At 66.6% G+C, this 22423-nt stretch carries 26 protein-coding genes, 1 tRNA gene, 1 other RNA gene and 4 pseudogenes; 9 read left to right on the top strand and 23 right to left on the bottom strand.

Annotated elements, in window-relative coordinates:
- Window positions 1-6: 6 nt before the first annotated feature.
- Window positions 7-1341, bottom strand: coding sequence for a capsule biosynthesis protein (locus tag JX613_RS00400; protein WP_336512246.1), 1335 nt, complete (start codon window positions 1339-1341; stop codon window positions 7-9).
- A 139-nt stretch (window positions 1342-1480) separates the two neighbouring features.
- On the opposite strand from JX613_RS00400, the gene JX613_RS00395 reads away from it, so the two are divergent.
- The 4 genes from JX613_RS00395 to JX613_RS00380 all read left to right on the top strand — a co-directional run bounded on the left by JX613_RS00395 (window position 1481) and on the right by JX613_RS00380 (window position 4384).
- Entirely contained in the window at window positions 1481-2080 is a 600-nt protein-coding gene (locus tag JX613_RS00395) for a riboflavin synthase (RefSeq protein WP_207099477.1), read from the top strand.
- Window positions 2081-2132: 52 nt separating this feature from the next.
- Window positions 2133-2621 (top strand): transcription antitermination factor NusB, encoded by a 489-nt coding sequence (nusB, locus tag JX613_RS00390; protein ID WP_207099476.1) that lies wholly within the window; start codon window positions 2133-2135, stop codon window positions 2619-2621.
- A 73-nt stretch (window positions 2622-2694) separates the two neighbouring features.
- A complete protein-coding gene (locus JX613_RS00385) occupies window positions 2695-3009 on the top strand; it encodes a hypothetical protein (RefSeq protein ID WP_207099475.1) in 315 nt (104 codons plus the stop codon).
- Window positions 3010-3421: 412 nt separating this feature from the next.
- Window positions 3422-4384, top strand: a complete 963-nt coding sequence (locus JX613_RS00380; protein WP_207099474.1) for a DUF481 domain-containing protein — start codon at window positions 3422-3424, stop codon at window positions 4382-4384.
- Window positions 4385-4489: 105 nt separating this feature from the next.
- Here JX613_RS00380 and ssrS read toward each other — a convergent pair.
- Window positions 4490-4647, bottom strand: a non-coding RNA gene (gene ssrS, locus JX613_RS20470) — 6S RNA.
- 80 nt (window positions 4648-4727) lie between these two features.
- On the opposite strand from ssrS, the gene JX613_RS00375 reads away from it, so the two are divergent.
- A complete protein-coding gene (locus JX613_RS00375; RefSeq protein WP_207099473.1) occupies window positions 4728-5189 on the top strand; it encodes an MmcB family DNA repair protein in 462 nt (153 codons plus the stop codon).
- Here JX613_RS00375 and JX613_RS00370 read toward each other — a convergent pair.
- Window positions 5173-5388 carry a DUF6324 family protein gene (locus JX613_RS00370; protein WP_207099472.1) on the bottom strand — a complete coding sequence of 72 codons (216 nt, stop codon included), beginning with the start codon at window positions 5386-5388 and terminating at the stop codon, window positions 5173-5175. The two genes, JX613_RS00375 and JX613_RS00370, sit on opposite strands and share 17 nt — an antisense overlap.
- Window positions 5389-5491: 103 nt before the next feature.
- On the opposite strand from JX613_RS00370, the gene JX613_RS00365 reads away from it, so the two are divergent.
- The 3 genes from JX613_RS00365 to JX613_RS00355 all read left to right on the top strand — a co-directional run bounded on the left by JX613_RS00365 (window position 5492) and on the right by JX613_RS00355 (window position 6763).
- A tRNA-His gene (locus JX613_RS00365) sits at window positions 5492-5568 on the top strand.
- Window positions 5569-5675: 107 nt separating this feature from the next.
- Window positions 5676-6101 (top strand): ElaB/YgaM/YqjD family protein, encoded by a 426-nt coding sequence (locus JX613_RS00360; RefSeq protein ID WP_207099471.1) that lies wholly within the window; start codon window positions 5676-5678, stop codon window positions 6099-6101.
- 8 nt (window positions 6102-6109) lie between these two features.
- Complete coding sequence (locus JX613_RS00355) at window positions 6110-6763, top strand: phage holin family protein (RefSeq protein ID WP_207099470.1); 654 nt, start codon at window positions 6110-6112, stop codon at window positions 6761-6763.
- 35 nt (window positions 6764-6798) lie between these two features.
- Here the strand turns inward: JX613_RS00355 and grxD are convergent, their stop codons facing one another.
- The 16 genes and pseudogenes from grxD to JX613_RS00275 form a co-directional block, all read right to left on the bottom strand.
- The gene (gene grxD, locus JX613_RS00350; RefSeq protein ID WP_207099469.1) at window positions 6799-7161 is read right to left on the bottom strand and encodes a Grx4 family monothiol glutaredoxin; all 363 of its coding nucleotides are present in this window, start codon (window positions 7159-7161) and stop codon (window positions 6799-6801) included.
- 44 nt (window positions 7162-7205) lie between these two features.
- A complete protein-coding gene (locus JX613_RS00345; RefSeq protein WP_207099468.1) occupies window positions 7206-7448 on the bottom strand; it encodes a BolA/IbaG family iron-sulfur metabolism protein in 243 nt (80 codons plus the stop codon).
- Window positions 7449-7560: 112 nt separating this feature from the next.
- Window positions 7561-7728 (bottom strand): hypothetical protein, encoded by a 168-nt coding sequence (locus JX613_RS00340; RefSeq protein ID WP_207099467.1) that lies wholly within the window; start codon window positions 7726-7728, stop codon window positions 7561-7563.
- 102 nt (window positions 7729-7830) lie between these two features.
- Window positions 7831-8917, bottom strand: a pseudogene (locus JX613_RS20345) (IS30 family transposase).
- A gap of 109 nt (window positions 8918-9026) precedes the next feature.
- A complete protein-coding gene (locus tag JX613_RS00330; RefSeq protein WP_207099466.1) occupies window positions 9027-9278 on the bottom strand; it encodes a WGR domain-containing protein in 252 nt (83 codons plus the stop codon).
- Window positions 9279-9382: 104 nt separating this feature from the next.
- Window positions 9383-11641 (bottom strand): FdhF/YdeP family oxidoreductase, encoded by a 2259-nt coding sequence (locus JX613_RS00325; RefSeq protein ID WP_207099465.1) that lies wholly within the window; start codon window positions 11639-11641, stop codon window positions 9383-9385.
- Window positions 11638-11907 (bottom strand): hypothetical protein, encoded by a 270-nt coding sequence (locus JX613_RS00320; protein WP_207099464.1) that lies wholly within the window; start codon window positions 11905-11907, stop codon window positions 11638-11640. The genes JX613_RS00325 and JX613_RS00320 overlap by 4 nt, the downstream gene beginning before the upstream one ends.
- Window positions 11908-12010: 103 nt before the next feature.
- Entirely contained in the window at window positions 12011-12511 is a 501-nt protein-coding gene (locus JX613_RS00315; protein WP_237168259.1) for a formate/nitrite transporter family protein, read from the bottom strand.
- Window positions 12512-12522: 11 nt separating this feature from the next.
- Window positions 12523-12858 (bottom strand): nitrite reductase small subunit NirD, encoded by a 336-nt coding sequence (nirD, locus tag JX613_RS00310; RefSeq protein ID WP_207099463.1) that lies wholly within the window; start codon window positions 12856-12858, stop codon window positions 12523-12525.
- Window positions 12859-12893: 35 nt separating this feature from the next.
- Window positions 12894-14064, bottom strand: a pseudogene (locus JX613_RS00305) ((2Fe-2S)-binding protein); the annotation flags it as partial.
- 99 nt (window positions 14065-14163) lie between these two features.
- Window positions 14164-14397, bottom strand: a pseudogene (locus tag JX613_RS00300) (ABC transporter substrate-binding protein); the annotation flags it as partial.
- A 20-nt stretch (window positions 14398-14417) separates the two neighbouring features.
- Window positions 14418-14851 (bottom strand): annotated as a pseudogene (locus JX613_RS00295) (ANTAR domain-containing response regulator); the annotation flags it as partial.
- Window positions 14852-15144: 293 nt separating this feature from the next.
- Window positions 15145-16050 carry an asparaginase domain-containing protein gene (locus tag JX613_RS00290; protein ID WP_207099462.1) on the bottom strand — a complete coding sequence of 302 codons (906 nt, stop codon included), beginning with the start codon at window positions 16048-16050 and terminating at the stop codon, window positions 15145-15147.
- Complete coding sequence (locus JX613_RS00285) at window positions 16050-17519, bottom strand: amino acid permease (protein ID WP_207099461.1); 1470 nt, start codon at window positions 17517-17519, stop codon at window positions 16050-16052. Before JX613_RS00285 ends, JX613_RS00290 begins: the two co-directional genes overlap by 1 nt.
- Window positions 17520-17622: 103 nt before the next feature.
- Window positions 17623-18321 (bottom strand): FadR/GntR family transcriptional regulator, encoded by a 699-nt coding sequence (locus JX613_RS00280; protein ID WP_207099460.1) that lies wholly within the window; start codon window positions 18319-18321, stop codon window positions 17623-17625.
- 38 nt (window positions 18322-18359) lie between these two features.
- Window positions 18360-19358, bottom strand: coding sequence for a bile acid:sodium symporter family protein (locus JX613_RS00275; protein WP_207099459.1), 999 nt, complete (start codon window positions 19356-19358; stop codon window positions 18360-18362).
- A gap of 95 nt (window positions 19359-19453) precedes the next feature.
- Here JX613_RS00275 and JX613_RS00270 point away from each other — a divergent pair, with 95 nt between their 5' ends.
- Window positions 19454-19900, top strand: a complete 447-nt coding sequence (locus JX613_RS00270) for a GntR family transcriptional regulator (RefSeq protein ID WP_207099458.1) — start codon at window positions 19454-19456, stop codon at window positions 19898-19900.
- On the opposite strand, the gene JX613_RS00265 is transcribed toward JX613_RS00270, so the two are convergent.
- Genes JX613_RS00265 through otnK form a run of 4 tightly spaced genes read right to left on the bottom strand, consistent with a single transcriptional unit; the run spans window position 19873 to window position 22422 of the window.
- Window positions 19873-20247 carry a type II toxin-antitoxin system VapC family toxin gene (locus tag JX613_RS00265; RefSeq protein WP_207099457.1) on the bottom strand — a complete coding sequence of 125 codons (375 nt, stop codon included), beginning with the start codon at window positions 20245-20247 and terminating at the stop codon, window positions 19873-19875. The genes JX613_RS00270 and JX613_RS00265 overlap by 28 nt on opposite strands.
- A complete protein-coding gene (locus JX613_RS00260) occupies window positions 20244-20486 on the bottom strand; it encodes a type II toxin-antitoxin system Phd/YefM family antitoxin (protein ID WP_207099456.1) in 243 nt (80 codons plus the stop codon). Before JX613_RS00260 ends, JX613_RS00265 begins: the two co-directional genes overlap by 4 nt.
- Window positions 20487-20539: 53 nt before the next feature.
- Window positions 20540-21187, bottom strand: coding sequence for a 3-oxo-tetronate 4-phosphate decarboxylase (gene otnC, locus JX613_RS00255; RefSeq protein WP_207099455.1), 648 nt, complete (start codon window positions 21185-21187; stop codon window positions 20540-20542).
- Window positions 21184-22422, bottom strand: coding sequence for a 3-oxo-tetronate kinase (gene otnK, locus JX613_RS00250; protein ID WP_207099454.1), 1239 nt, complete (start codon window positions 22420-22422; stop codon window positions 21184-21186). The genes otnC and otnK overlap by 4 nt, the downstream gene beginning before the upstream one ends.
- Window position 22423: the final 1 nt, after the last annotated feature.

Below are 22423 nucleotides of genomic sequence, written 5' to 3'. Positions count from 1 at the left end.
TGAACCCTAGTCCAGAAGTTCGCCAATCTGTTGCCGCCGCTGGCACCGTCCTGCGGCCAGCGCCTGATAGGGATCCTCGGGCGCGAGGATCAGGTCGGCGGCCAGCCGCAGGGCATGGGCGCGCGAGCGGCGGGAATAAAAGCCCCCGGGCACCTGGCTGGTTTGCAGCAGATAGTTGCGGAAAACCCGATAGGACGCCATGTCGGGCGCCGACGGTTCGGCCAGGAAATCCGACAGCGCCTGACCCGAAACCAGTCCTGGCTTGCAATAAACCGCGCGGCCCAGGGCCTTGACCGGCAGCCCGCGCCACAAGGCCTGCTGGGCGGCGGTGGAATTGACCGTGACCACCGCGCGGGCATGGGCCAGCATGTCGGCCAGCTTGCCGCCGCGGAAATAATGCACGCGGTCGGCCACGCCATGCTGCGCCGCCGCCTTGCGGATGGAACGGCGGTTGCGGGCCCGGCCATCCTCCAGCGGGTGCGCCTTGAACAGCAGGTGGTGGTGCCGGGGGGCCGATCGGGCGAATTCGGCCACGACCTCCTCGACGAACTGGCTGTTCTCGGTGAAGGGCGAATGGCCCTGCATGCTCGAATCATGTTCCAGTTGCATGGGCACCAGCAGGTAGGGGTTGCCCGACAACCGGAAGCGGTGCCACTGGACCGCCCGCGTCAGCGAATGGAACGGCATCAGCAGAAGGCGGTGCAGGTTCAGCCGGAACTCGTCCCGGATCGGCAGGGCGCGGTGGCTGGTGAACTTGCGATACCGCCGGTTCGCGACCAGGACCAGGAAGTGATAAAAGGCGCCATAGAACTTGTGGTGGCGCATGTCGCCCCAGCGGGCCGGGGGGCGCCGCACCTCGGCCAGGGTGTCGCTGAGGGTGGCGCGCATCTCGGCCAGGGAAATGTCCAGCAGCGCCGAATGCCCGTTCGATCCGCCCCGTTCGTAGCTGATCCAGTAGGGCCGCAGATAGCCTTCCTCGAAGACGTGCAGGCGCAGCCCCAGGGCCTGTGCGGCAGAGCGCGCGGCGGCATGGATCGGGCGCACGTCGCCGTAAAGCACGATGTCCGTGACGCCGCGTTCCGCGATGATCTTCAGAAGATGGGCGGGCCATTCCGCGCTGCTGCCCGTATGGCGCAGCAGGCGGTCCTTGTCGGACCAGAAGAATTCGTCGCCCGCATTGAAGGCGCAGCGCCAGACCTGCGAACCCGCGGCGCGCAGCAACCGGGCCAACTGGTCGAAGAACGGCCCGTGCGGACCCTGCAGCAACAGGAAGACGCGCTGCGCGGGGTCATCGGGCTGGTGTTTCCGCAACGGCGAAAAGTCGTGACGATCCTTGGTCACTTGCCGATCCTTGTCAAATGCGTCGCGACAATGGCTGCCATATTAAGTGCATGGCAGGATGAATATGACGTAAAGACCCGGCAACCTTGCACCTGCATACGCTATCGCCTAGGTTGCGAAGGAAGGAAAGGGCTTTTGCGTGTTTACAGGCATTATTAGCGACATCGGGACCGTTCTTGCCGTCGAAATGCGCGGCGACATGCGCGCCAGGATCGGTTGCGGCTATGACATGGGCACTGTGGACATGGGCGCCTCGATCGCCTGTGACGGCGTCTGCCTGACCGTGGTGGACAAGGCCCCCGGCTGGTTCGCTGTCGACATCTCGGCCGAGACGCTGTCCAAGACCAATATCGGCGCGGATGGCTGGGCCGTCGGGCGGCGCCTGAACCTGGAACGCGCCCTGCGCGTGGGCGACGAACTGGGCGGCCATATCGTCAGCGGGCATGTCGATGGCGTGGCCCAGGTCGTCGACATGCAGGACGAGGGCGACAGCCTGCGCCTGACCTTCGAGGCGCCAGCGGCGTTGGCGCGCTTCATCGCGCCCAAGGGCTCGGTGGCGCTGAACGGCACCTCGCTGACCGTGAACGAGGTCGAGGGCAACCGCTTCGGCATCAACCTGATCCCCCATACTCGGCAGGTCACGACCTGGGGCGATGTGGCCGTCGGGGACCAGATCAACCTGGAAATCGACACGCTGGCCCGCTATGTCGCGCGGTTGGCCGAAGCCGGCGGGGCTTGACGCGCGGCTTCTTTCGGGTCATTTCAGCCGGTCTCTTTGCAAGGCCGGAACCATGAACCCGAACGAAGACAAGGCGAACGACAAGCGCGCGGATCGGCGGGCGCTCAGCAGCGGCGCGCGCTTCTATGCCGTGCAGGCGCTGTATCAGATGGAAGCCGCCGGGCAGTCCGCCGACCGCGTCATGCGAGAGTTCGAGATCCATCGCCTGGGCGCCGAGGACGAGGACGGCCGATCCCTGCCCGCCGACGAGAACCTGTTCACCCGCGTCGTGGATGCGGCGGTCAACTGGCAATCGAAAATCGACCAGGCCACCGACCGCGGGCTGGTCGCCAAATGGCCCATCGACCGCATCGACCCGGTGCTGCGCGCGCTGTTCCGCGCGGCGGGGGCAGAGCTTGTCACGCCGCAGACGCCGCCCCGGGTCGTGATCAGCGAATATGTCCGTCTGGCCGAGGCCTTCTTCCCCGAGGGGCGCGAGCCGAAATTCGTCAACGCCGTGCTGGACCATGTGGCACGGGAACTGCGCCCCGAGGCGTTCTGACGCGCATATTTCCGCTGCAATTCCGGCGCGGACCCCCTATATTCAGGGTCTGCCGGAAAAACAGAGGTGCGTCATGCCCAAGATGGTCCGCGTCTATATCCGCAGCGTCCTGATCGGCGTTGCGCTGTCCTGCTGCTTTGTCGCGGCGCTGCTGGCGCTGGACGTGGCGCATTTGCGGCACCTGATCCTGAACAGCAGCGTGGGCTGGCTGGCGGTGATCATGATGATCGTCTTCAACACCATCGTCTTTGCCGGGGTCCAGTTCGCGATTGTCGTCATGGGCCAGGCAGAAACCCCGCCGCCCGCCCGGGGCCGGAAAGAGCGCGTCACCGGCCCGCTGAAACCTGCCCTTGCGGCGGCGCCCGCCTCAAAACCCCGCCGCGACTGAAAAGACGCATTTACCGCCTGCGCGTGAAAGTGTTGCAAGGCGTGGCGATTTTGCAACAACTTTCGCTGTCGCCGTGTTGCCAAGATTTGGTCAAAAATTGGGCAGTAACGGCTTTGTTGCAAGGCTGACGCCCATGTCGGTGGTGGGCGACGCGCCGAAAAACGCAACTTTGGTGTTAACCATCAGTTGCTTCCACAACATGCAAACGGGTTCCGCAGTTTGTGTTCAAACCCTTGTTTCAGCAAAATTCCGCGTGATTCGCGCCGGTGACGTCCGCGCGTCCTTTCGGGCAGTCCGCGACGTTTTTCACGGGTCTATGAACCGGGGCAGGGCGGGACTACTTCATATTCCGCAGAGATGCTCTGGCGACCGTCAGGCCCCAGGACAACAAAACTCAGCTCGTGAGGAAAAGATGAAAAAAGTTACGCTGCTGACCGGCACCGCCGCGCTGATGGCTGCCCTTTCCGCCCCGGCTTTCGCCCAGACCGAGATTGCGGCGGGTGCGGACGCGACCGGCATTTCGTCGATCAACGACCGCATTATTGACGTCGAGGATGCCGTTCAGGACGATTTCGACCGTGACAACGACGACGCGCGCTTTGGCAACCCGGACCGCCGCGAAGGGCTGTTCGGATCGTTGGCGCTGACCTATGCCGGCAGCACCGGCAACGACGAAAGCCAGGACTTCTCGCTGGCCGGCCGCGTGTCGAACAACGCCGGACCCTGGCAGCAGTCGGTGGGCATGCTGCTCGAGTTCGGCGAGGACGAAGACGGCGACAAGGACAAGGAAGAAGTCTCGGTCATCTATGATGGCGCATACTACTTCAACGACCGCTTCTATGCCTTCGTTCTGGGCCGCTTCAGCATCGACGGTCTGGCCAATGGCGATCAGTACGGCATTGACGACGATGCCGATGTTGCGGATGACCTGGGCGACTTCGCCCGCGACGGATTCATCGGCGTCGGCCCGGGCTATCGCGTGATCAACACCGATACGACCGCATGGCGCGTCCAGGCCGGTATCGGCTATCGCTACACCCAGACCGGTGCGCAGAAGGCGGGCTTCGATCTTGTCGATACCGACAATGATGGCGATCTGGAGCGTGTGGCTGTGAACGACTCGTCGGACAGCGGCGTCGGCTATATCGTGTCGTCGCGTCTGTATCACCGCTTCAACGACATGGTCTTCATCACCAACGACACCGATTACCTGTCGTCGGAAGATTCGGACGACGTGATCACCAACCAGTTCGGCGTGAACTTCCAGATGTCGGAGCAACTGGCGACCCGCGTCAGCTATACCACCGAATACCAGGAAAACCGTCCGATCCGCACGGACAACACCCTGGGCGTGTCGGTCGTTTACGGCTTCTGATTTCCCTCCCTCTGGTCAGAAGCACAGGGAAAGGGCGGCCCGCAAGGCCGCCCTTTTCGCATGGAAAAACCGCCGCTGCGGGGGCAGGGCGGTTGGACAAGGGCGGCGGGAACCGCAGCGACCGCGGCAGCACGAGATTTCCCGAAAGCCTGGATTACCAGGTGGGCGCCGGGTAACGAGACCAGGGTCACGCCAGAGCCAGCCCCCTCGGAAAAGTTATAGGCCAGTGGAAAAATGGCCGCTCGCGAGAAGAGCAGAAACCCGCCTGACCAACCAGATAGGGCCGGGATTTCCGCATTTCAAGCGGCTTGAGGATGTTTCCCCTTTGTTCTATGGTGCGCCGATGGACCAGCCCGATCCCACCCTTCCCGCCATGCCCGGCCACCGCCTGGCGCGTGGTGTGTCGCGCCTGTTGCGCAGCATGGATCACGCCGTGCTGACGGAATTCGTGCCCAGCCGGGGCTTGCGCGTCGATGTCATCAGCATGGGGCCGAAGGGCGAATTCTGGATCGTCGAGTGCAAAAGCTGCCGCGCCGATTTCATGGGCGACCGGAAATGGCAGGGCTATCTGGAATGGTGCGACCGCTATTTCTGGGCGGTCGATTGCGATTTCCCGACCGAGCTGCTGCCGCCCGATACCGGCCTGATCTGCGCCGACGCCTATGGCGCGGAAATCCAGCGCATGGCCCCCGAAACCCGGTTGGCCGGGGCGCGGCGGTCCAGGGTCATGCGCGATTTCGCCCGCTGTTCGGCCCTGCGGCTGCAAGGGCTGACCGATCCCGACGGATTCAGCGCCGCTTCTTAGGCTTGCCGCCGCCCTGGCCCATCTGGCGCGCCGCCTCGGCCGCGGCCAGCAGTTCCTCGGCGATCTCGGCCGCCTCGTCCGGGTCGAAGTCCAGCGGCAGGTCGATCCCCTCGGCCTCGACGTAAATCCGCACCATGCCCTGGTCCGTGGGGCCGATCTGCAGGTTGGCCGCGATGTCGCTCTGGCTGTTGATGCTCATGACCGTTGTCCTTGTCCTGTGGTCGCTTTCTGTATCGCGGGCGAAGATTTCCGGCAAGACAGGCTTGCAACGGCCCGCAACCGGCGTTAGAGAACGCATCCGTGCCGCCTTAGCTCAGTTGGTTAGAGCGCTAGATTGTGGATCTAGAGGTCCCCCGTTCGAGCCGGGGAGGCGGTACCATCCCCCTCTAAGCCTTTGCTTGCCGTTTATTCTTCCGGTTTGCGGAACCTTGATGTTTTCGCGGGGTTTAAGTCCTGATGGTGACAATCACACCGGAGGACATAAAGATGGCTAACCCCAACAATCCCACCGCCAACGACCTGAAGAACGAAGCCAACGCCGCCAAGGCCGACCTGCGCGAAGGCGCCAAGAAGGTTGGCGAGGACATTCGCGAGACGGCTGAAAAGCTGTCCGACCGTTCCAGTTCCGACAGCCTCAAGGATCGTGGCGCGGACCTGGCGCAGAACGCGCGCGACACGGCCCAGGACTATGTGGAACGCGCCCGCGAGGTGGGCAGCGAATATGTGGGTCGCGCGCGCTCGGAAGCGGAACGGCTGTACCAGCAGGGCCAGGAACGCGCGTCCGAGCTGACCCATTACGCGGGCGAGCGTTACGACGAAGTGTCCGAGATGGTTCGTCGCAACCCCGCCCAAGCCCTTGGCATCGCGGCCGGCGTCGGCTTCCTTGTCGGTCTGATCCTGGCCCGCCGCTGAGGTTCCCAATGTTCGACTATGCGCAGCGCCTTCAACTTGCTCTCAAGGACACGGCGCGCCGGTCGGCGATGAAGGCGGCTGCCGGGGTCATCCTGGTGGTCGCCGCAGGCTTCCTGCTCGCCGCGCTGTGGTCGTTCCTGGCGCACACCCTGGGGTGGGGACCGACCGTGGCCTCGCTGGTGATCGGCGGCATCTTTGTGCTGGTCGCGGTCATTCTGCTGGTGGTGTCGAAGAAACCCAAGCACGAGATGCCGACGGCCGACGATCTGCGCAAGGAAGTCGAAGCGCGAATCACCCTGGCAAAGGATGCGGCGGTCGAAAAGGCGCGGACCGAAGCCGAGCGGATGGTGGATATCGCCGGAAACAAGGTCGTGTCCCTGATGGACGAGGCGACCTTCCGCGCCAACAAGCTGGCCGACGATACCGAGCGGCGGGTCTTTGGTGCCGCCCGTCACGCCGCCGAGGCGGTTGGCCTGACCTCGACCAATATCGGCACCATGCGCGCCAAGGTCGATACCGCCACCGACACGCTGTCGCGGGCCAACAACAGCAACGCCGCCAGCATCGCCAAGCTTGTGGGTGCCTTCGCCGTGGGGATCACCCTGGCGTCGAAACTGCGCGAGGGCCGCGACTCGGATGAATACGAGGACGACATCCTCTGACGAAACGGGCCGCTGATGCGGCCCGTTTCCCTTGATCAGGCGTTGGCTTCGCGGATCTTGTCCGCCGCCGCCTTGTCATAGGCGACGCCCTTCTGGTCGAACAACTGGTCCAGTTCGCCCGACAGCGTCATTTCGGTGATGATGTCGCAGCCGCCCACGAATTCGCCCTTGACGTAAAGCTGGGGAATGGTCGGCCAGTCCGAGAAATCCTTGATGCCCTGACGGATGGCATCGTCGGCCAGCACATTCACGTCGCGGTAATCCACGCCCATATAGTTGAGCACGCCCGCAACCCGGCTGGAAAACCCGCATTGCGGCATTTCCTTCGTGCCCTTCATGAACAGCACGACATCGGCCGCATCCACGAGGCCTTGAATCTTTTCAGCAACTTCGGTCATTTTCATTATCCTGTTTCTGAAGGGTTGGCCAAGGGGCAGGGGCCTCAGTCAGGGGCCTTCGTTGTCAAGGCAAGGGCGTGCAATGCGCCGGACTTGCCAGCCATCTTGTCCTGAAGCGCGGCATAAACGGCACGCTGCTGCTGGACGCGGTTCTGGCCGCGGAAGCTTTCGTCGATCACCTCGGCCGCGTAATGGTTCCCGTCACCGGCAAGGTCGGTGATGGTGATCTGCGCATGGGGAAAGGCCGCGCGGATGAGGGCTTCGATGTCGTGAGCTTCCATGGGCATGTGGCTGTCCTTCTGCCTTTGCCCTGCAGATGTAGGGGAAGCGGGATAGGGCCGCAAGACCAACAAAAAACGACCGCGTCATGGACGCGGCCGTTCCTTGAAGATGGCTCGGTCAGTTGGCGGTGGCGGCGCCCACGGTCCCGCCGACTACGGCACCCGCCGGTCCGGCGATCACCGCACCGCCCAAGCCGCCCGTCGCCGCCCGTTCCGTCGCCGTATTGCCGCAGGCCGCCAAGGCAAAGATCATGGAGCCGAAAAGACTTGCAGTCAGAAGTCGCATCAGAGGATCCTTTCTGCGCGCCCGAATGCGCGTTCTGACGATGAAAGCATCACCAATCGGAAAAGTTCCCGAAGGGAGTGATCAGGGACAAAGGTGGACGCGCTAGCTCAAATGCGACTTCGGTTGCCGAGAAAGTTTCTCGCGTCTGTAGCCGCGTCCGAGCAGATTGGCCTTGAAGACCTCCGCAGGCGTTCGGAAGCCGAGGCACTTGCGCGGCGTGGCGTTCAGGCCCGCGCAGAGTTGACGAAGTTCCTCCTGTGAGAGCGAGTTCGGATCAGTGTCGCGACAAAGCCAGCGTCGCAGCCGTTTGTTGGCGTTCTCCACAGCCCCTTTCTGCCAAGGCGACTGCGCCTCGCAGAACCACGTTTGCGTGCCCACCTCGGCCTGCAGATGCGGCCAGTCGACGAATTCGGATCCGCGGTCAAAGGTGATCGATCGGCAGGCATGCCGGGGCAGGGGCGTCAGGACTTGGGCGATCTGCGCCATGATCGGCTTAGTGCGTTTCTCCTCGTTCTTCAACGCCACCAGGAAACGGCTTGTGCGTTCGATCATCGTGGTGACATTGGCCGGCCCATACTTCTGCCGGAACAGCACCAGGTCGTTCGACAGGCTTACGCCGCGCCATCAGGCGCGACGGTCCTGTCTCACCCCAGTGCCCGAACTGCTTGCGATGCGCGATAACGTCGGGGCGGAACAAGATGCTGAGTTCCGGAGCAAATTTGGGCGGCGGGCGCTTGCGCAACCGATACACCCGGCGGCGTCGGCGGCTGGAGGGCAGGTGGCGCCACAACTCACTTCGGCGGCCATCCTCTGAATAGATGTGTTGATAGATCGTCTCTTGGCAGACACGGCGCGGGGCACCTTTGTAACGCATGCGGCCGGCGATCTGCTCAGGTGTCCAGCCAGAGCGGAGACAACGCTCGACCTGGTCGCGCAGCCCGGGATCGCGCACCAGCTTGCGCTGCCGGGTCCGGCGTCTATCCGAGAAGCTTTGCGCCACAACGCACCAATAGCCGCTGAGCTTTGGGATGTCGCTGTCGTGGAAGTGATTGCGGCGCAGCTCGCGGAAGATCGTCGAGCGGTGCCGGCCAAGCCTGCGCGCCATCTCGTCAGGGCTCAGCTTCATCTGCCGCCAGCGCTCGATCTTGCGGCGCTCCGAAAGGGAAAGGTGAGAAAACCGAACCTTCATTCCTATGCTCCTTTCATGGCTCAACCCATTGTCGAGCACAGAAAGTCGCATTTCAGGATAGCGCGTCCCCTAGAGAGCATGGTTTCGTTAATAAGCCGAATTATGGAACCTATGCGGTTCCGACAACATGGTAGCCGCGGCGTTCCTTGCGTCTTGCCCAGGCGGCCTGCTGCTGCAAAGCGGTTGCCCGGTCGGCGAACCAGTGCTGGCGTTCCTGGCCCCGGTGGCCGATGCGGCCCCAGTTGCGCACCAGCACGACGCCGCCGAACAGGTCGGGCACGATGTCCAGGCGGTAATACCGCGCCATGTTCCGGTCAGGATCGTGGCGGTCCAGAAGCACGCTGTCGGGTTCGCTGATCATGGGTCCAGTCTGCCCCCCTGTTCGCCCTGCGTCCAATGATGAATGTGAATCGAAATCCGCCAAGCGATTCCGTCCGCTGATGAATCACGTCCGCTTGAGGGCCGTCACACCTCGATCCGCACGGGCGCGCCCTTGTAGGCCGGGGTTTTCGAGGCGAGGTCGTGATGATCCAGCGGCACCAGGGGATTGGCCTCGGGGTAATAGGCCGCGACGCAGCCGGGCGGCAGGTCGTAGGGGGTGACGGTGAAGCCCTCGACCCGGCGCGGGACGCCATCGGCGATGGCCGACACCAGGGCCACGCGCTGGCCTTCGGAAAGGCCGGCGCGCGCCATCTCGGAGGGCGAGATCAGGACGATCATCCGGTCCCCCTCCAGCCCGCGCAGGCGGTCGTGATAATCATAGACCGTGGTGTTGAACTGGTCGTTCGACCGCAGCGTGACCAGCGTATAGACATCCCCGCCCGGCATGACCCCCAGGGCGGACAGGCCGGGCGGCACGGTGAATTCCGCCTTGCCGCTTTCGGTCTTCCAGTCGCGCCTGCGGGCCGAGTTGCCGCGATAAAAGCCGCCCGCCTTGAACAGCCGTTCGTTGAAGGCGTCGAACTGGTCGGGCCAGGTTTCGGCGATCAGGTCGCGGATGCGGGCATAGTCGGCGATCCAGTCGTCCCAGCGGACCTGGGGGTTGGGCGGCAGCGTCGCCTTGGCGATCCCCGCGACGATGGCCGGTTCCGACAGCAGGTGGCGCGAGGCGGGCGTGCGGCGGCCCATGGATCCATGGATATGGCTGAGGCTGTCCTCCATCGAGACCGCCTGCGGCCCCCCTTTCTGCATGTCCCGTTCGGCCCGCACCAGGCAGGGCAAAAGCCACGCCCCCTTCCCCACCAGCAGGTGCGAGCGGTTGAGCTTGGTCGCGATCTGCACGTTCAGGTCCAGCGCCGCCCAGAAAGGCTCGGCCCGGGCAAGATCGGGGATGGCGCGGGCGAAGTTGCCGCCCAGGCTGATGAAGCCCCGGACCGTGCCGTCGATGACGCCCCGGACGGCCTCGACCGTGGTCATGCCGGTGTCGCGCGGCGGGTCGAAATCGAACATCCGGGCCAGCGTGTCCAGCGGCACCAGTTCGGGCTTTTCGGAAATCCCCACCGTGCGCTGTCCCTGCACGTTGGAATGGCCGCGCACCGGGCAGATGCCAGTGCCGGGCCGTCCGATATGGCCGCCCATCAGCAGAAGGTTCACCAGCATCCCCACGCTGTCGCCGCCATGGACATGCTGGGTGAGGCCCATGCCATAGACGCCGATCACGCGTTTCGACGCGGCGAACAGCCCCGCCACCTCGGCCAGGTCGCCCTGGCTCAGGCCCGAGGCGGCTTCGATGTCGTCCCAGGGGTGCGCGCGCACCCAGGCCTCGAAGGCGTCGAAACCGTGGCAATGCCGCGCGATGAAGTCGCGGTCCAGGTCGCTATGGTCGAACAGGTGCTTGCAGATCCCCGCGATGGCCGCGATGTCGCCGCCGGGGCGCAGTTGCAGATAAATGTCGGAAATGGGCGTGGCGCGGCCCGTCAGCATCTCGGCCGGGTTCTGGGGGTTCATGAACTCGACCAGGCCGCGTTCGCGGATCGGGTTGAAGGTGACGATCCTGCAGCCGCGCTTTTTCGCCTGCTGGATCGGGTGCAGGAAACGCGGGCTGTTCGACCCGGTGTTCTGGCCGAAGAACAGCATCAGGTCGCAATGGTCGAAATCCTCCAGCACAACGGTGCCGACCGGCGCGCCGATGGTCCGCTTCAACGCCACGCTGGTCGTTTCGTGGCACATGTTGGAACTGTCGGGCAGGTTGTTGTGCCCGTAAAGCCGGGCGAACAGTTGATACAGATAGGATGCCTCAAGGCTCGCCCGGCCCGAGGCATAGAAGACCGTCGCCTTCGGATCCATCCCGCGCAGGCTGGCGCCAATGGCGGCGAAGGCTTCCGGAAAGGTCGTCTCGACATAGCGGTCGCTTGCCGCGTCATAGCGCAGGGGATGGGTCAGGCGGCCCGCGGCCTCAAGGTCGTGGTCGGGCCAGTTGCGCAGCTCGGTCACGGTGTGGCGGGCAAAGAAATCCGGGCCGCAGCGGTCGCGGGTCAGATCCCAGATGGTGGCCTTGGCGCCGTTCTCGCAGAACTCGGCCAGGTGCGGGGATGGCGGCTTGGCCCATGCGCAGGACGTGCACATATGCCCGCCGGGCTTGTTCTGGCGGCGCAGGGTTTCCAGCACACCCAGCCGGATCCGGCTTTTGGTGGCCTGCCGCAGCACGCCTTTCAGCGACCCCCATCCCCCGGTCGGGGCGTCATAGAAGGGCGTCGCCGGATCCTGGTCGCGTTCCCCGGTCATGGCGCATCTCCCTCGATGGCGGCGGGTTCGTGGATGGGGCAGCCGTTGACATCCGACCGGAAGGCGGCGGACATGCGGTAAGGCTGGCGGCGGGCGCCCCGGATGATGCCGTGGCTTTTGGCATGGACCGCGCGCACGGCATGGCCGTAGTCGCGGGATGTGGTTTCCAGGATGCCGCGCAGGGCGTCGGACAGATCGCGGATCGTGGCCGCCCCGTCCGGCGAGGGGCTTTCCACATCGGGGGAATAGCGGACGGCTGGCTGCATGGCGGCTTCCTGCTGGCGTGGCAGGGCTCAACCGCCGCAGGAACCGATGCGTTCCGTCCAGGGCGCATCAAGCCGCCGCGAGGATCCCGCGGTGACTGGCCTTTCACTCGGCCCGGACGGCGACCGGCGCGGAGGCCGCGCCATGCGCTGCGTATACGACCGTGCGCCCCTCGCCGATATGGCCGATCTTCTCGCCCACGGCGTTCGGGGCCTCGGACCAGCCGAAGGTGACGATGATCGCCATGAAGATCGCAACGGTGAAGGCGCCGCCGAAGTGGGCCGCGAAGACTAGGCCCCAGTTGCGCATCATGCCGCGCAGCGTCACGCCGCGCCGCTTGTCGATCAGCGCCAGCGGGACAAGGGTGAAGACGCCCGTCAGCAGGTCGAAGCCCAGCAGGTAAAGCGTGCAGAAGCCCGCCGGGAACAAGAGCGCGCCGATCAGCGGGTGGCCGGTGTTGACGGTGACAGCGAAGGCCGCCGCCAGCGCCAGGATCGCGCCCGCCATAGAGGCGCGGATCAGCATGTCCTTGGTGGACATGAAGACCTTCGCCTCTCCGGCGTCGATCATCTTCCGGGCGAAATCGGTTGGCGTGACATAGGACATGGGCGTGCCTTTCAAGCGGCGCTTCTGGTGCGGATCAGGGTGGCGTCGAGGAGGATGCGGCCACCCTGGACGCGGACGGGATAGGTGCGGACCCGCCCCTTGTCCGCGCCCTGGGCCGCGCCCGAGTTCATGTCGAAGACCCAGTTGTGCAGCGGGCAGGTGACGGATGTGCCGTGAACGATGCCCTCGGACAGCGGCCCACCCTTGTGGGGGCAGCGGTCCTCCAGCGCGAAGACCTGGTCGTCCATGGTGCGGAAGACGGCGACGCAGCCCCCTGCGGTCTTGAACAGGCGCGCGCCTTGCCGGGGAATGTCGTCCAGGGATCCGATGTCAACGAAGATGGTCATTCCGCGGCCTCCAGCGTCATGTCGGCAAGGGGCCCTCATCTGGCTGTCTCGGATGGGGTGGACAGATCGGCCCAAGCGTCGCGGCGATAGACCGACTGGCTGATCTCGAAGCGTTCGACCAAAGCGGCGCGGGTGGCCGGGTCGTCGATCTGCGCCCGGATCCAGTCGAGCCCCGCCTTGCCCATCCATTTCCAGATCCGGTCCAGGTAGCGGGCGTTTTCCCGGTAAAGCTGGGTCACGGCCAGGATGATGGCGACGGCTTCGTCCTCGGACGGGGTGGAGGCCAGATGCTCGGTCTCGCGGACTTCCATCTCCGCAGCGCCGCCGATGACGATATTGTAGCCGCTATCCACGCAAACCACGCCGATGTCCTTGCAGGTGGCCTCGGCGCAGTTGCGGGGACAGCCGGACACGCCCAGCTTCAGCTTGTGCGGCGTCCAGGATCCCCACATCCGCTTTTCCAGCCTGATCCCGAGGCTCGTGCTGTCCTGCATGCCGACGCGGCAGAATTCCTTGCCCACGCAGGTCTTCACCGTGCGCAGGCCCTTGGAACAGGCCGCGCCCGACACCATCCCGGCAGCGTTGAGATCCGCCCACATATGCGGCAGGTCTTCCTTGCGCACGCCCAGCAGGCCGATGCGCTGGCCGCCCGTGTCCTTGACCATGGGCACGTCGTATTTCTCGGCCGCATCCGCGATGGCGCGCAACTCGGCAGGGGTGGTCACGCCGCCCCACATGCGCGCGACCACGGAATAAGTGCCGTTCTTCTGGATATTGGTGTGGTTCCTTTCGTTGACAAAGCGCGACTGGCGGTCGTCCTGATACTCCAGCGGGTATTCCGTCAGCAGGTAATAGTTCAGCGCCGGGCGGCAGGAATGGCAGCCGCCGACGGACTTCCAGCCCAGTTCCTGCATCACGGCGGGAACCGACTTCAGCCCCATCGACCGGATCAGGCGGCGCACGTCCTCGTGGCTGTGGTCGGTGCATTTGCACATGCCCGCAGGCGCATCCGCAACCGCACCCCCAAGCGTCAGCGCCATGACCTGCTGGACCAGCCCGGTGCAGGTTCCGCCCGCCACCGCATCCAGAATGGTGCCCTTGGAAACACCGTTGCAGCCGCAAATTTCCACCTCAGGCGGCAAGGCTGCAACGGCCGCTATACAATCCGGGGCGGCATCCCCCCTGGAAGGCCGGGCCGAACGGCACCCCCATGCGCAGCCGCCCCGTCACCGCCCCGCGCAGCCGGGTTTCCAGGTTGCGATTGACGGCCACGGCCTGCCCGCCCTGAGACAGCACCATCACCAGATCCATCGCCGGCAACTCGGGGCCAAGCCCAAGCGCCTGCCCCACCGGCATCGGCACCAGCATATGCGCCGCGTCGATCAGCCCCGCGCCCAGCATGTCGCAGGCCTGCGCCCAAGCGCCCAGGCGGACCAGATCCAAGGCCAGCCCTTCCTCGGCGGCAAAGCCCAGTTCCTGCGCGACGATCAGGAGCGCGGCGTCGATCAGGGGCACATAGCCAAGGCGCAAGCTGATCATCGGCCCAGCAGCCCCGCCGCCATCTTGCGTTCCTCCAGCGCGGCGCGGGTGGCGGCCAGTTCGGCGCGCATCTGCTGGAACAGGTGGAACTGCGCGATGGCCGCGTCCAGAATCGGCTTGATGCGTTTCGGCCGCAGCCCGTCCACGACATAGGCCAAGATCCCGGCCTCGATCGCCGCCCGCGTCATCCCCTCGTCGGATCGGTCCACGAACATCGCCACCGGGCGTCCGGCGGGGCCCGAGGCCAGGGCCAGTTCCTCGAGCACGTCGCGCGAGGGGTTGGCGATGTCGATCAGCACCACGTCGGGCGCAGATCCGCGACCTGGCAGGCCAGGCCGGACTGTTCCGCGATGATGCGGATGTGGTGGTCGCCCGCGTCGCGCAGGCCCTCGGCGATGGGCTGCGCGCGGTCGGGATCGGGTTCGACGACACCGATGAGAAGGCGTTTGGACATGCTGCTCGTGTGGTGGCATGGGCACGGCAGGCTGCGCAATGGCGGGCGTGGGTTGCAGGGGGGTAGCGCGGAAAAAATTGGCAGCCGTTGCGTTTGGCGAAGGCCATCGCCTTCGCCACGCGATGCCGGTGCCGCAAGTGCCGCCGGGCCCTCAAAGGCCCGGCCAGCGCCCGCCCGCCCCGAGGCGGGCGCTAGCCTTAGGTGGTCGCGGGATGGCGCCGTCTCTGGTGGCAATGCCGGAAGCGGGCGGGGAAACGCATGCGTTTCCTTTTTCCGCCCGTGCCAGGGGCGCCTTATCCGAACAGCGCCCCGGCCTGCCCCACCTGCCCCGCCGCGATCAGCGCGGCCAGCAGAACGCGCGCCTGGCCGGGGCGCAGCACGGCGGATAGCACCGCCCCCGCGCGCACCAGGTCATGCCCGCCGCCCCCGCCGCCATAGCTGGCGGCCAGCCGCCCCAAGGGCACCCGGCTGGACACGACAACCGGCACCCCCGCCGCATGGGCGCGCGCCACGGCCTTGGCCACGGCAGGCGTGGCATTGCCGGACCCGAGCGCCGCCAGCACGATCCCCTGCGCGCCTGCCGCCAGGCTGGCATCCAGATGCACCGCATCCGCCCCGGGATGGATCGCCACCACATCCACGCGGATGCCGTCCACGGGTGCCGTCAGCCCCACCTCGGGCGCCACCGCATCCGCCGCCAGCCGAAAGGCATCGGCGCTGTCGGTGGCAAACTTCACCAGACCCCAGGCGGGCAGCAGCCGCCCGCCGAAGGCCAGCCGCACCCCTGCCCCGCCCTCCAGCACCGCACGGATGGCTGCCGTCATGTTCGCGGGGCCGTCCGCCTGCGGGTGGTCGTCGGTGAACTGCGCGCCGGTGAAAACCACGGGCGCGCCGGGATGCTGGAGCGAGACCAGCAGCGCCGTTTCCTCCATCGCGTCGGTGCCGTGCAGGACCACGACGCCCGCCGCCCCGCCCGCCAGTTCCGCGCCCACCGCATCGCTGACGGCCTGCATGTCGGCGAGCCGCAGGGTGGATGAATCGCGCGCGAACAGATCGACCGGCTTCAGCCGGACGCGCGGCAGATCGCCAAGCCGCGCCAGCAGCGCCCCCCCGTCCAGGCTGGGCGTGCTGGATCCGTCCGCGTTCTGCTGGCTGGCGATGGTGCCGCCCGTGGCAATGACGGCGATCAGCGGGTCCATCAGCGCAGATCCAGCCCGCCGCGATCCAGCCCGTGCTGGGCCGCCACCGCGCGGATTCGGTCACGCGCCAGATACCAGCCCAGGACCAGCGCCGGGACGATCACCACCAGCGAGGCGACCGTGTAAGTTCCCACCGGATAATCGAAGGCCATCAGCACCACCACGCCCGCCAGGAAGGCCAGCGTCAGCACGCCCGTCCAGGGCGCGCCGAACATGCGGAAATCGGGGCGCGGCAGGATGCCCTGGCGCGACAGGTGCCACAGCTTCAGCTGGCACAGCACGATGGTCCCCCATGCGGTGATGATGCCCAGGGCCGCGACGTTCAGCGCGATCTCGAAGGCCTCGGCCGGGACATAGGCGTTCATCACGACGCCCCCCACCGTGACCGCCGCCGTGACGGCGATGCCGCGATAAGGCACGCCCTGCCTGTTCATCTTGGCCAGCGCCGCCGGGGCCGAGCCCGACACGGCCATCGAATGAAGGATCCGGCCCGTGGAATACAGCCCCGCGTTCAGCGAGGACAGCACGGCGGTCAGCACCACCAGGTTCATGATGATGTCCGCGCCCTCGACCCCGATCTTGCCGAAGAAGGTGACGAAGGGGCTGACCCCGCCCTGATAGGCCGTATAGGGCAAGAGCAGCGACAGCAGCAGGACCGAACCCACATAGAAGATCACCAGCCGGAAGACGACCGTGCGGATCGCGCGGGGCATGACGGTGCGCGGATCCTCGGTCTCGCCCGCCGTGGTGCCGATCAGTTCGACCGAGGCATAGGCGAAGACCACCCCCTGCATCACCAGCAGCGCGGGCAGGATGCCATGGGGGAACATGCCGCCGAAGTCGGTGATCGTGGCCAGGCCGGGGGTGTGGCCCTCGATGGGCGTGCCGGTGACGACGAACCAGATGCCGACCACCAGGAAGGTCAGCAGCGCCAGCACCTTGATCAGGCTGAACCAGAATTCAAGCTCTCCGAAGACCTTGACGGACAGCATGTTCATGGCCAGCACCACGACCAGCGCGACAAGGGCAAAGACCCACTGGTCGATGCCCTGCAGCATCGGCACATAGGCCTTGAAGAAGTTCATATACAGCGCGACCGCCGTGACATCCGCGACCGCCGTCATGGCCCAGTTCAGCCAGTACATCCAGCCCGCCGCGAAGGCCATCTTCTCGCCATAGAATTCGCGCGCATAGGACACGAACGACCCCGAGGTCGGGCGGTGCATGATCAGCTCGCCCAAGGCGCGCAGCACCAGAAAGGCGAAAAAGCCGCAGAGCGCATAGACCAGCACCAGCGCGGGCCCGGCGGTGGCAAGGCGGCCGCCCGCGCCCAGGAACAGGCCGGTGCCGATGGCGCCGCCGATGGCGATCATCTGGATCTGGCGGGGCTTCAGTTCCTTGTGAAAGCCCGCCTCCTCCTCGGCATAGACATGGCCCTCGGCCACGGGATCGGATGCTGTCTGCGACATGATGGTCCTGTTTCTCGGGGCTGCGTCACCTGCCAGCCTGCAAGGCTGTCTTACAGATTTTCGCGCCTTAAAGGCCGCGCCGCGGACAGGTCAAGAAAAATCGTCAGACGGTTTTTGCCGCGCTGCGGGCGACGGCGGTTTCCACCTGGCGCAGATGCGCTTCCATCGCGGCGCGGGCATCAGCCTCGTGGCCGCGCGCAATGGCCTCCAGGATCACCCGGTGTTCGCGGTTCGAGGCAATGCGCCGCGGCCCCTGCAGGTTCAGCCAGCCCGACTGCCCGCGCAGGGCGTCGCGCACGTCATGGACGACCTTGGCGAAGATCGCGTTTTTCGAGATCCGGGCGATCAAGCCGTGGAAATCGCTGTCGAGCCGGACCCAGGCCTCGGGGTCTTCGGTGGCGTCCATGCGGTCGCACAGCGCCGCAAGCCGGGCCAGATCGGCCTCGCTGCGGCGCAGGGCGGCCCAACCGGCGGCGGGAATTTCGACAAAGGGCCGCGCCTCCATCAGGTCGGCCGCCGTATAGCCGCCAAAGCGCAGGTCGGCCCCCGCGCCCACGACAAAGGTGCCGCTGCCGGTGCGGGTCTGCGTCAGGCCCAGGGCGTTCAGCGACCGCAGCGCCTCGCGGATCACGGGGCGGCTGACGGCGTATCGCGCGGCCATCTGCGATTCGGACGGCAGGCGGGTGCCGGGGGGAACGCGGCCCGACCCGATCAGGTCGCGCAGATCCTCGAACACCTGCTGGGCCGCGCTCTTGCGGCCAAGGGGGGTGGGATCGGACAGCCAGGCATCGACATCGCTCATCGCGCAAGGATCGGCGCGCGGGGCGGGGCTGTCAATCGTCAGGCGGGCCGCAGGTCCAGCCGCCCGGCCATGCGCTGCGCGATGATCGCGCAGACGCCCAGTTGCAACAGGTGGAACAGCATCAAGGGCAGGATGATCAGGGATATGTCCTGACCCGCGAACAGGATCCCCGCCATGGGCAGGCCGGTCGCCAGGCTTTTCGTCGATCCGCAATACAGGACCGCCGTCAGGTCGGCGCGGTCCAGGCCCGCCGCCCGCCCGATCAGCATCGCGGCCCCCATCACCGCCGCCAGCAGCACCAGGCACAGGCCGACAAGGATCGCCAGCGCCGGGGCCCCGATCACCTGCCAGATGCCGTTGACCACGCCGGCCGAAAAGGACGCATAGACGATCAGCAGGATGGACCCGCGATCCACGATCATCGTGGGCATCCGATGGCGGTTCAGGAACCCCGCCAGCAGCGGGCGGCACAACTGGCCCAGGGCGAAGGGCAACAGGATCTGCTGGACGATCTTCCAGATGGCGGACGGGTCGATGCCGTATCCCGATCCCTGCGGGATCAGCACCGCGAACAGCAGGGGCGACAGCACCACCCCGATCAGGTTGGACATCGAGGCCGCGCAGACCGCCCCCGCCACGTTGCCCCCCGACACGGCGGTGAACGCGATCGAGCTTTGCACCGTGGACGGCATGCAGCCGATATACAGGAACCCCACCCCCACGGCGGCGGGCAGCCACAGCATCGAGACGGGCTTCAGCGCCAGGGCCAGCACCGGGAACAGCACGAAGGTCAGCGCCAGCACCGACAGTTGCAGCCGCCAGTTCGTCAGCCCCGCCACGATGGTCGCCGTGGTCAGCTTGGCGCCATAAAGAAAGAACAGCAGCGCCACGACCCAATAGGTCAGCTGCGACAGCACCCCCGACACAGCGCCCCGCGCGGGCAGCACGGTGGCCAGAACCACGGTCAGCACCAGCAAAAGCATGTAGCGGTCAAAGCCAAATCGGGCCAGAACGGCCTCGGCCCTGCGCAAGGACATGGCGATTCTCTGATTGTTAAGCTGCCTCTGCCTATATGGCCCGCACATAGGCAGTCCAAGGGCAAAAGGATGACGGCGCTTCGCAGGACAACCCCATGACACCCAAGCCCCCCCTTCTGCTGGACCTGTTCGAGGCCCTGGCAGAGATCGAGGCCCTGTGCGCCACCCTGGCCGCGCAGCGCGCGCGCGGGGCCGATCTTCCGGCGCTCGAGGTTGCGGTGGAGCGGATGGCCCAAGCGGACCCCGCCGACTATCCGTCCATGAACTTCGACTTCCACGACCGGGTCTGCCGGCTGGCGCGGAACGGCGAACTGGCCCGGGTGGCGGACGGGCTGCGGCAGCGGCTGGCGCCCTTGCGCCGGGTGCAGCTGGCCCGCGCCGACCGGCAGCAGCGGTCGGTCGGCGAACACCGCGCGCTGGTGATGGCCCTTTACGAACGCGACGGCCCGCTGGCGGGCAGCATCATGCGCGCCCATCTGCGCTTCGCCATGCGCGAGGTGCTGTTCACCAACCCTCAGCCGCCCAGCTGCGCCACGTCATAGGCCCTGAACTGTCGATCGGCCGAGGCCAGCACCAGCCCCTCGGCCCGGGCCTGCGCGATCAGCAGCCGGTCGAAGGGATCGGCGTGATGCGGCGGCAGGTCCGCCACCGCGCGGGCATGGGTCCAACTGATCGGCAAGGGCTGCGCCCCCGCCGCCAGCGCGCGGTCGAACAGGTCGGCGGGCACGTCCAGCTTGCCCAGGGACGCCTTGATCGCCACCTCCCAGACGGTGACGGCGCTGATGAACAGCGCCTCAGCCCCGGCGATGGCGTCGCGCAGGGCGCGCGGCAGGCGCGCGTCATCCGCCATCGCCCACAAGACGACATGGGTGTCCAGAAGCAGCCTCATTCGGGCAGGACGGAACCGGCGCGGAACAGCTCGGCGACCTGGTCGTCGCCTTCGTTGATGTCGTCGGGCAAGCGCAACTGCCCCTTGGCGCAGCCGATCAGGCTGTTCGCGCGGCGGGGCGAGGCGGTCAGCCGCGCCACGGGGCGGCCATAGCGGGTCAGCTCGATCTCCTCGCCCGCCTCGGCGCGGCGGATGAGGTCGGCGAACTGGGCCTTGGCTTCGGCAATGGCGATCTGCATGGCGCACCCCCTTTGTTGACCAGAATGTAGGTCAACATCGGCCCTGATGCAAGTCAGTCGCCCCAGGCCACGTCATGGAGGCGCACCAGGTCCGCCACCTGTTCCGGCGTCAGCATGGCAGGCGTGGTGCCCCGCAGCAGCATGGCGAGGCGGGCGGTGGCCTCCAGCTCCTCGATGGCGTTGCAGGCGGCGTCCAGGTCCAGGCCCGCCACGACCGGGCCGTGATTGGCCAGCATCACCGCGGACCGCTTGCCCGCAAGGCCGCGCACGGCATCGCCGATGGCCGGATCGCCGGGGCGGAAATAGGGCAGCAGCTTCACCCGGCCAAGCTGCATGAAGGCATAGGGCGTGATCGGCGGCAGGAAATCGTCGGGGTCGGCGTCCGGCAGCACGGACCAGGCGACCGAGTGGCAGGAATGCAGATGCACCACCGCCGCCGTGCGGTTGCGAGTGTCATAAAAGGCCGTGTGCAGCGGCATTTCCTTGGTGGGCCTGTCGCCGCCGACATGGTTTCCCGCCGCGTCGAAGCGCGACAAACGGGCGGGGTCCAGCCGCCCGAAGCTGGTGCCGGTGGGGGATACCAGCAGCCCGCCATCCGGGGTCCGGGCGCTGATGTTGCCGGTCGATCCATGCGTCAGGCCCCGGTCGAACAGCGATTTCGCCAGCAGGCAGATGCGTTCGCGCAAGGCGGCGTCGCTCATCGGCCAAGCCTTTCGGCGGCCTTGGCGAAGAAGTCCTCGGCGCCGAAATTGCCGGATTTCAGCGCCAGGACAAGGGCTTCGCCCGCCCGGATCGCGGGAACGCCGGGGTCGATCTCGGGGCCGATCTCCAGGCTGGCCACCGACAGCCCCTCGACCACCGCGCCCGAGGTCTCGCCCCCTGCGGTGATCAGGCGGGTGACGCCGCCCGCGACCAGCAGGCAGGCGGTTTCGGCGAAGAAGGCGTCAAGGCGCGCGGCCACGGCCTCGGTCCCGTGGCGAGCCTGCACCGCGCGCACGGCATCGGGATCGGCCGAGGAATAGACCAGCGGCAGGCCCCCTTGCGACAGCGCCCAGGGGGCGGCATCGCGCGGGGTCATGGTGCCTGCCATCACCGCCTCGGGGTCGATCTCCATCGCGGGATTGCCGTCCGCGATGTGGCGCGCCACCTGACCACGCGTGGCGCGAGAGCAGGATCCCGACAGGGCCGCGACCGGACCCGGCTGGCCGCGCCAGCGCGGGCCTTCGGCGGACAGCAGCCCTTGCGCGCGGAAGTTGCCCGGCAGGCCAAGCGCGATGCCCGACCCTCCGGTCAGCAGCGCCTGATCGGCCACGGCCTTGCCCAGCGTGACCAGATCCTCATCCCGGATGGCATCCGTCACCACGAAGCGGTGTTCCTGCGCAGCCAGCGCGGCGCGCACGGCATTTGGCCCCTGCCAGACCGTCGCGGCGGGGATGTGGCCCACGCCCTCGCGCGTTTGATGGCCCAGCCAGCGGCGCAGGTCGGGATCACGCATGGGGGTCAGGGGATGGTCCTGCATTCCGCTTTCCGACAGCAGGCGGTCGCCCACGAACAGGTGGCCCTGAAAGATCGTGCGCCCCGTCGCCGGGAAGGCCGGGCAGAAGATCACCCGGTCGGCACCAAGCGCATCCGCCAGGGCCTCGGCCACCGGGCCGATATTGCCCTGGGGCGTGGAATCGAAGGTCGAGCAATACTTGAACAGGAACTGTCGGCAGCCCTGGGCGCGCAGCCAGTCCAGCGCCTCCAGCGACAGGCGCACGGCATCCGCCACCGGCAGGGTGCGCGATTTCAGCGCGACGATCCCCGCCTCGACCGAGGGGTCGGCGGGGGCAGAGGGCGTGCCGGAATACTGCACCACCCGCATCCCCGCGCGGGCGAGCGTGTTGCCCAGGTCGGACGATCCGGTGAAGTCGTCCCCGATGCAGCCCAGCAGCATC

Origin of the sequence: Paracoccus shandongensis (genome assembly GCF_017315735.1) — a bacterium.
Classification (GTDB): domain Bacteria; phylum Pseudomonadota; class Alphaproteobacteria; order Rhodobacterales; family Rhodobacteraceae; genus Paracoccus; species Paracoccus shandongensis.
The sequence above is the reverse complement of the archived record's forward strand: the minus strand, read 5'-3'. Positions and strand labels throughout refer to the sequence as shown.

Excerpts from the sequence above, each read along its gene's own strand:
- JX613_RS00325 (WP_207099465.1), bottom strand. The coding sequence starts at position 11,641 with ATGACCGGGGAACGCGACCAGGATCCGGCGACGCCCTTCTATGACGCC.
- nusB (WP_207099476.1), top strand. The coding sequence starts at position 2,133 with ATGAACCCGAACGAAGACAAGGCGAACGACAAGCGCGCGGATCGGCGG.
- JX613_RS00315 (WP_237168259.1), bottom strand. The coding sequence starts at position 12,511 with ATGTCCTATGTCACGCCAACCGATTTCGCCCGGAAGATGATCGACGCC.
- JX613_RS00320 (WP_207099464.1), bottom strand. The coding sequence starts at position 11,907 with ATGCAGCCAGCCGTCCGCTATTCCCCCGATGTGGAAAGCCCCTCGCCG.
- JX613_RS00290 (WP_207099462.1), bottom strand. The coding sequence starts at position 16,050 with ATGGACCCGCTGATCGCCGTCATTGCCACGGGCGGCACCATCGCCAGC.
- JX613_RS00285 (WP_207099461.1), bottom strand. The coding sequence starts at position 17,519 with ATGTCGCAGACAGCATCCGATCCCGTGGCCGAGGGCCATGTCTATGCC.
- JX613_RS00375 (WP_207099473.1), top strand. The coding sequence starts at position 4,728 with ATGGACCAGCCCGATCCCACCCTTCCCGCCATGCCCGGCCACCGCCTG.
- grxD (WP_207099469.1), bottom strand. The coding sequence starts at position 7,161 with ATGACCGAAGTTGCTGAAAAGATTCAAGGCCTCGTGGATGCGGCCGAT.
- JX613_RS00275 (WP_207099459.1), bottom strand. The coding sequence starts at position 19,358 with ATGTCCTTGCGCAGGGCCGAGGCCGTTCTGGCCCGATTTGGCTTTGAC.
- otnK (WP_207099454.1), bottom strand. The coding sequence starts at position 22,422 with ATGCTGCTGGGCTGCATCGGGGACGACTTCACCGGATCGTCCGACCTG.
- JX613_RS00380 (WP_207099474.1), top strand. The coding sequence starts at position 3,422 with ATGAAAAAAGTTACGCTGCTGACCGGCACCGCCGCGCTGATGGCTGCC.
- JX613_RS00270 (WP_207099458.1), top strand. The coding sequence starts at position 19,454 with ATGACACCCAAGCCCCCCCTTCTGCTGGACCTGTTCGAGGCCCTGGCA.
- nirD (WP_207099463.1), bottom strand. The coding sequence starts at position 12,858 with ATGACCATCTTCGTTGACATCGGATCCCTGGACGACATTCCCCGGCAA.
- JX613_RS00265 (WP_207099457.1), bottom strand. The coding sequence starts at position 20,247 with ATGAGGCTGCTTCTGGACACCCATGTCGTCTTGTGGGCGATGGCGGAT.
- JX613_RS00370 (WP_207099472.1), bottom strand. The coding sequence starts at position 5,388 with ATGAGCATCAACAGCCAGAGCGACATCGCGGCCAACCTGCAGATCGGC.
- JX613_RS00355 (WP_207099470.1), top strand. The coding sequence starts at position 6,110 with ATGTTCGACTATGCGCAGCGCCTTCAACTTGCTCTCAAGGACACGGCG.
- JX613_RS00330 (WP_207099466.1), bottom strand. The coding sequence starts at position 9,278 with ATGATCAGCGAACCCGACAGCGTGCTTCTGGACCGCCACGATCCTGAC.
- otnC (WP_207099455.1), bottom strand. The coding sequence starts at position 21,187 with ATGAGCGACGCCGCCTTGCGCGAACGCATCTGCCTGCTGGCGAAATCG.
- JX613_RS00360 (WP_207099471.1), top strand. The coding sequence starts at position 5,676 with ATGGCTAACCCCAACAATCCCACCGCCAACGACCTGAAGAACGAAGCC.
- JX613_RS00280 (WP_207099460.1), bottom strand. The coding sequence starts at position 18,321 with ATGAGCGATGTCGATGCCTGGCTGTCCGATCCCACCCCCCTTGGCCGC.
- JX613_RS00340 (WP_207099467.1), bottom strand. The coding sequence starts at position 7,728 with ATGCGACTTCTGACTGCAAGTCTTTTCGGCTCCATGATCTTTGCCTTG.
- JX613_RS00345 (WP_207099468.1), bottom strand. The coding sequence starts at position 7,448 with ATGCCCATGGAAGCTCACGACATCGAAGCCCTCATCCGCGCGGCCTTT.
- JX613_RS00260 (WP_207099456.1), bottom strand. The coding sequence starts at position 20,486 with ATGCAGATCGCCATTGCCGAAGCCAAGGCCCAGTTCGCCGACCTCATC.
- JX613_RS00385 (WP_207099475.1), top strand. The coding sequence starts at position 2,695 with ATGCCCAAGATGGTCCGCGTCTATATCCGCAGCGTCCTGATCGGCGTT.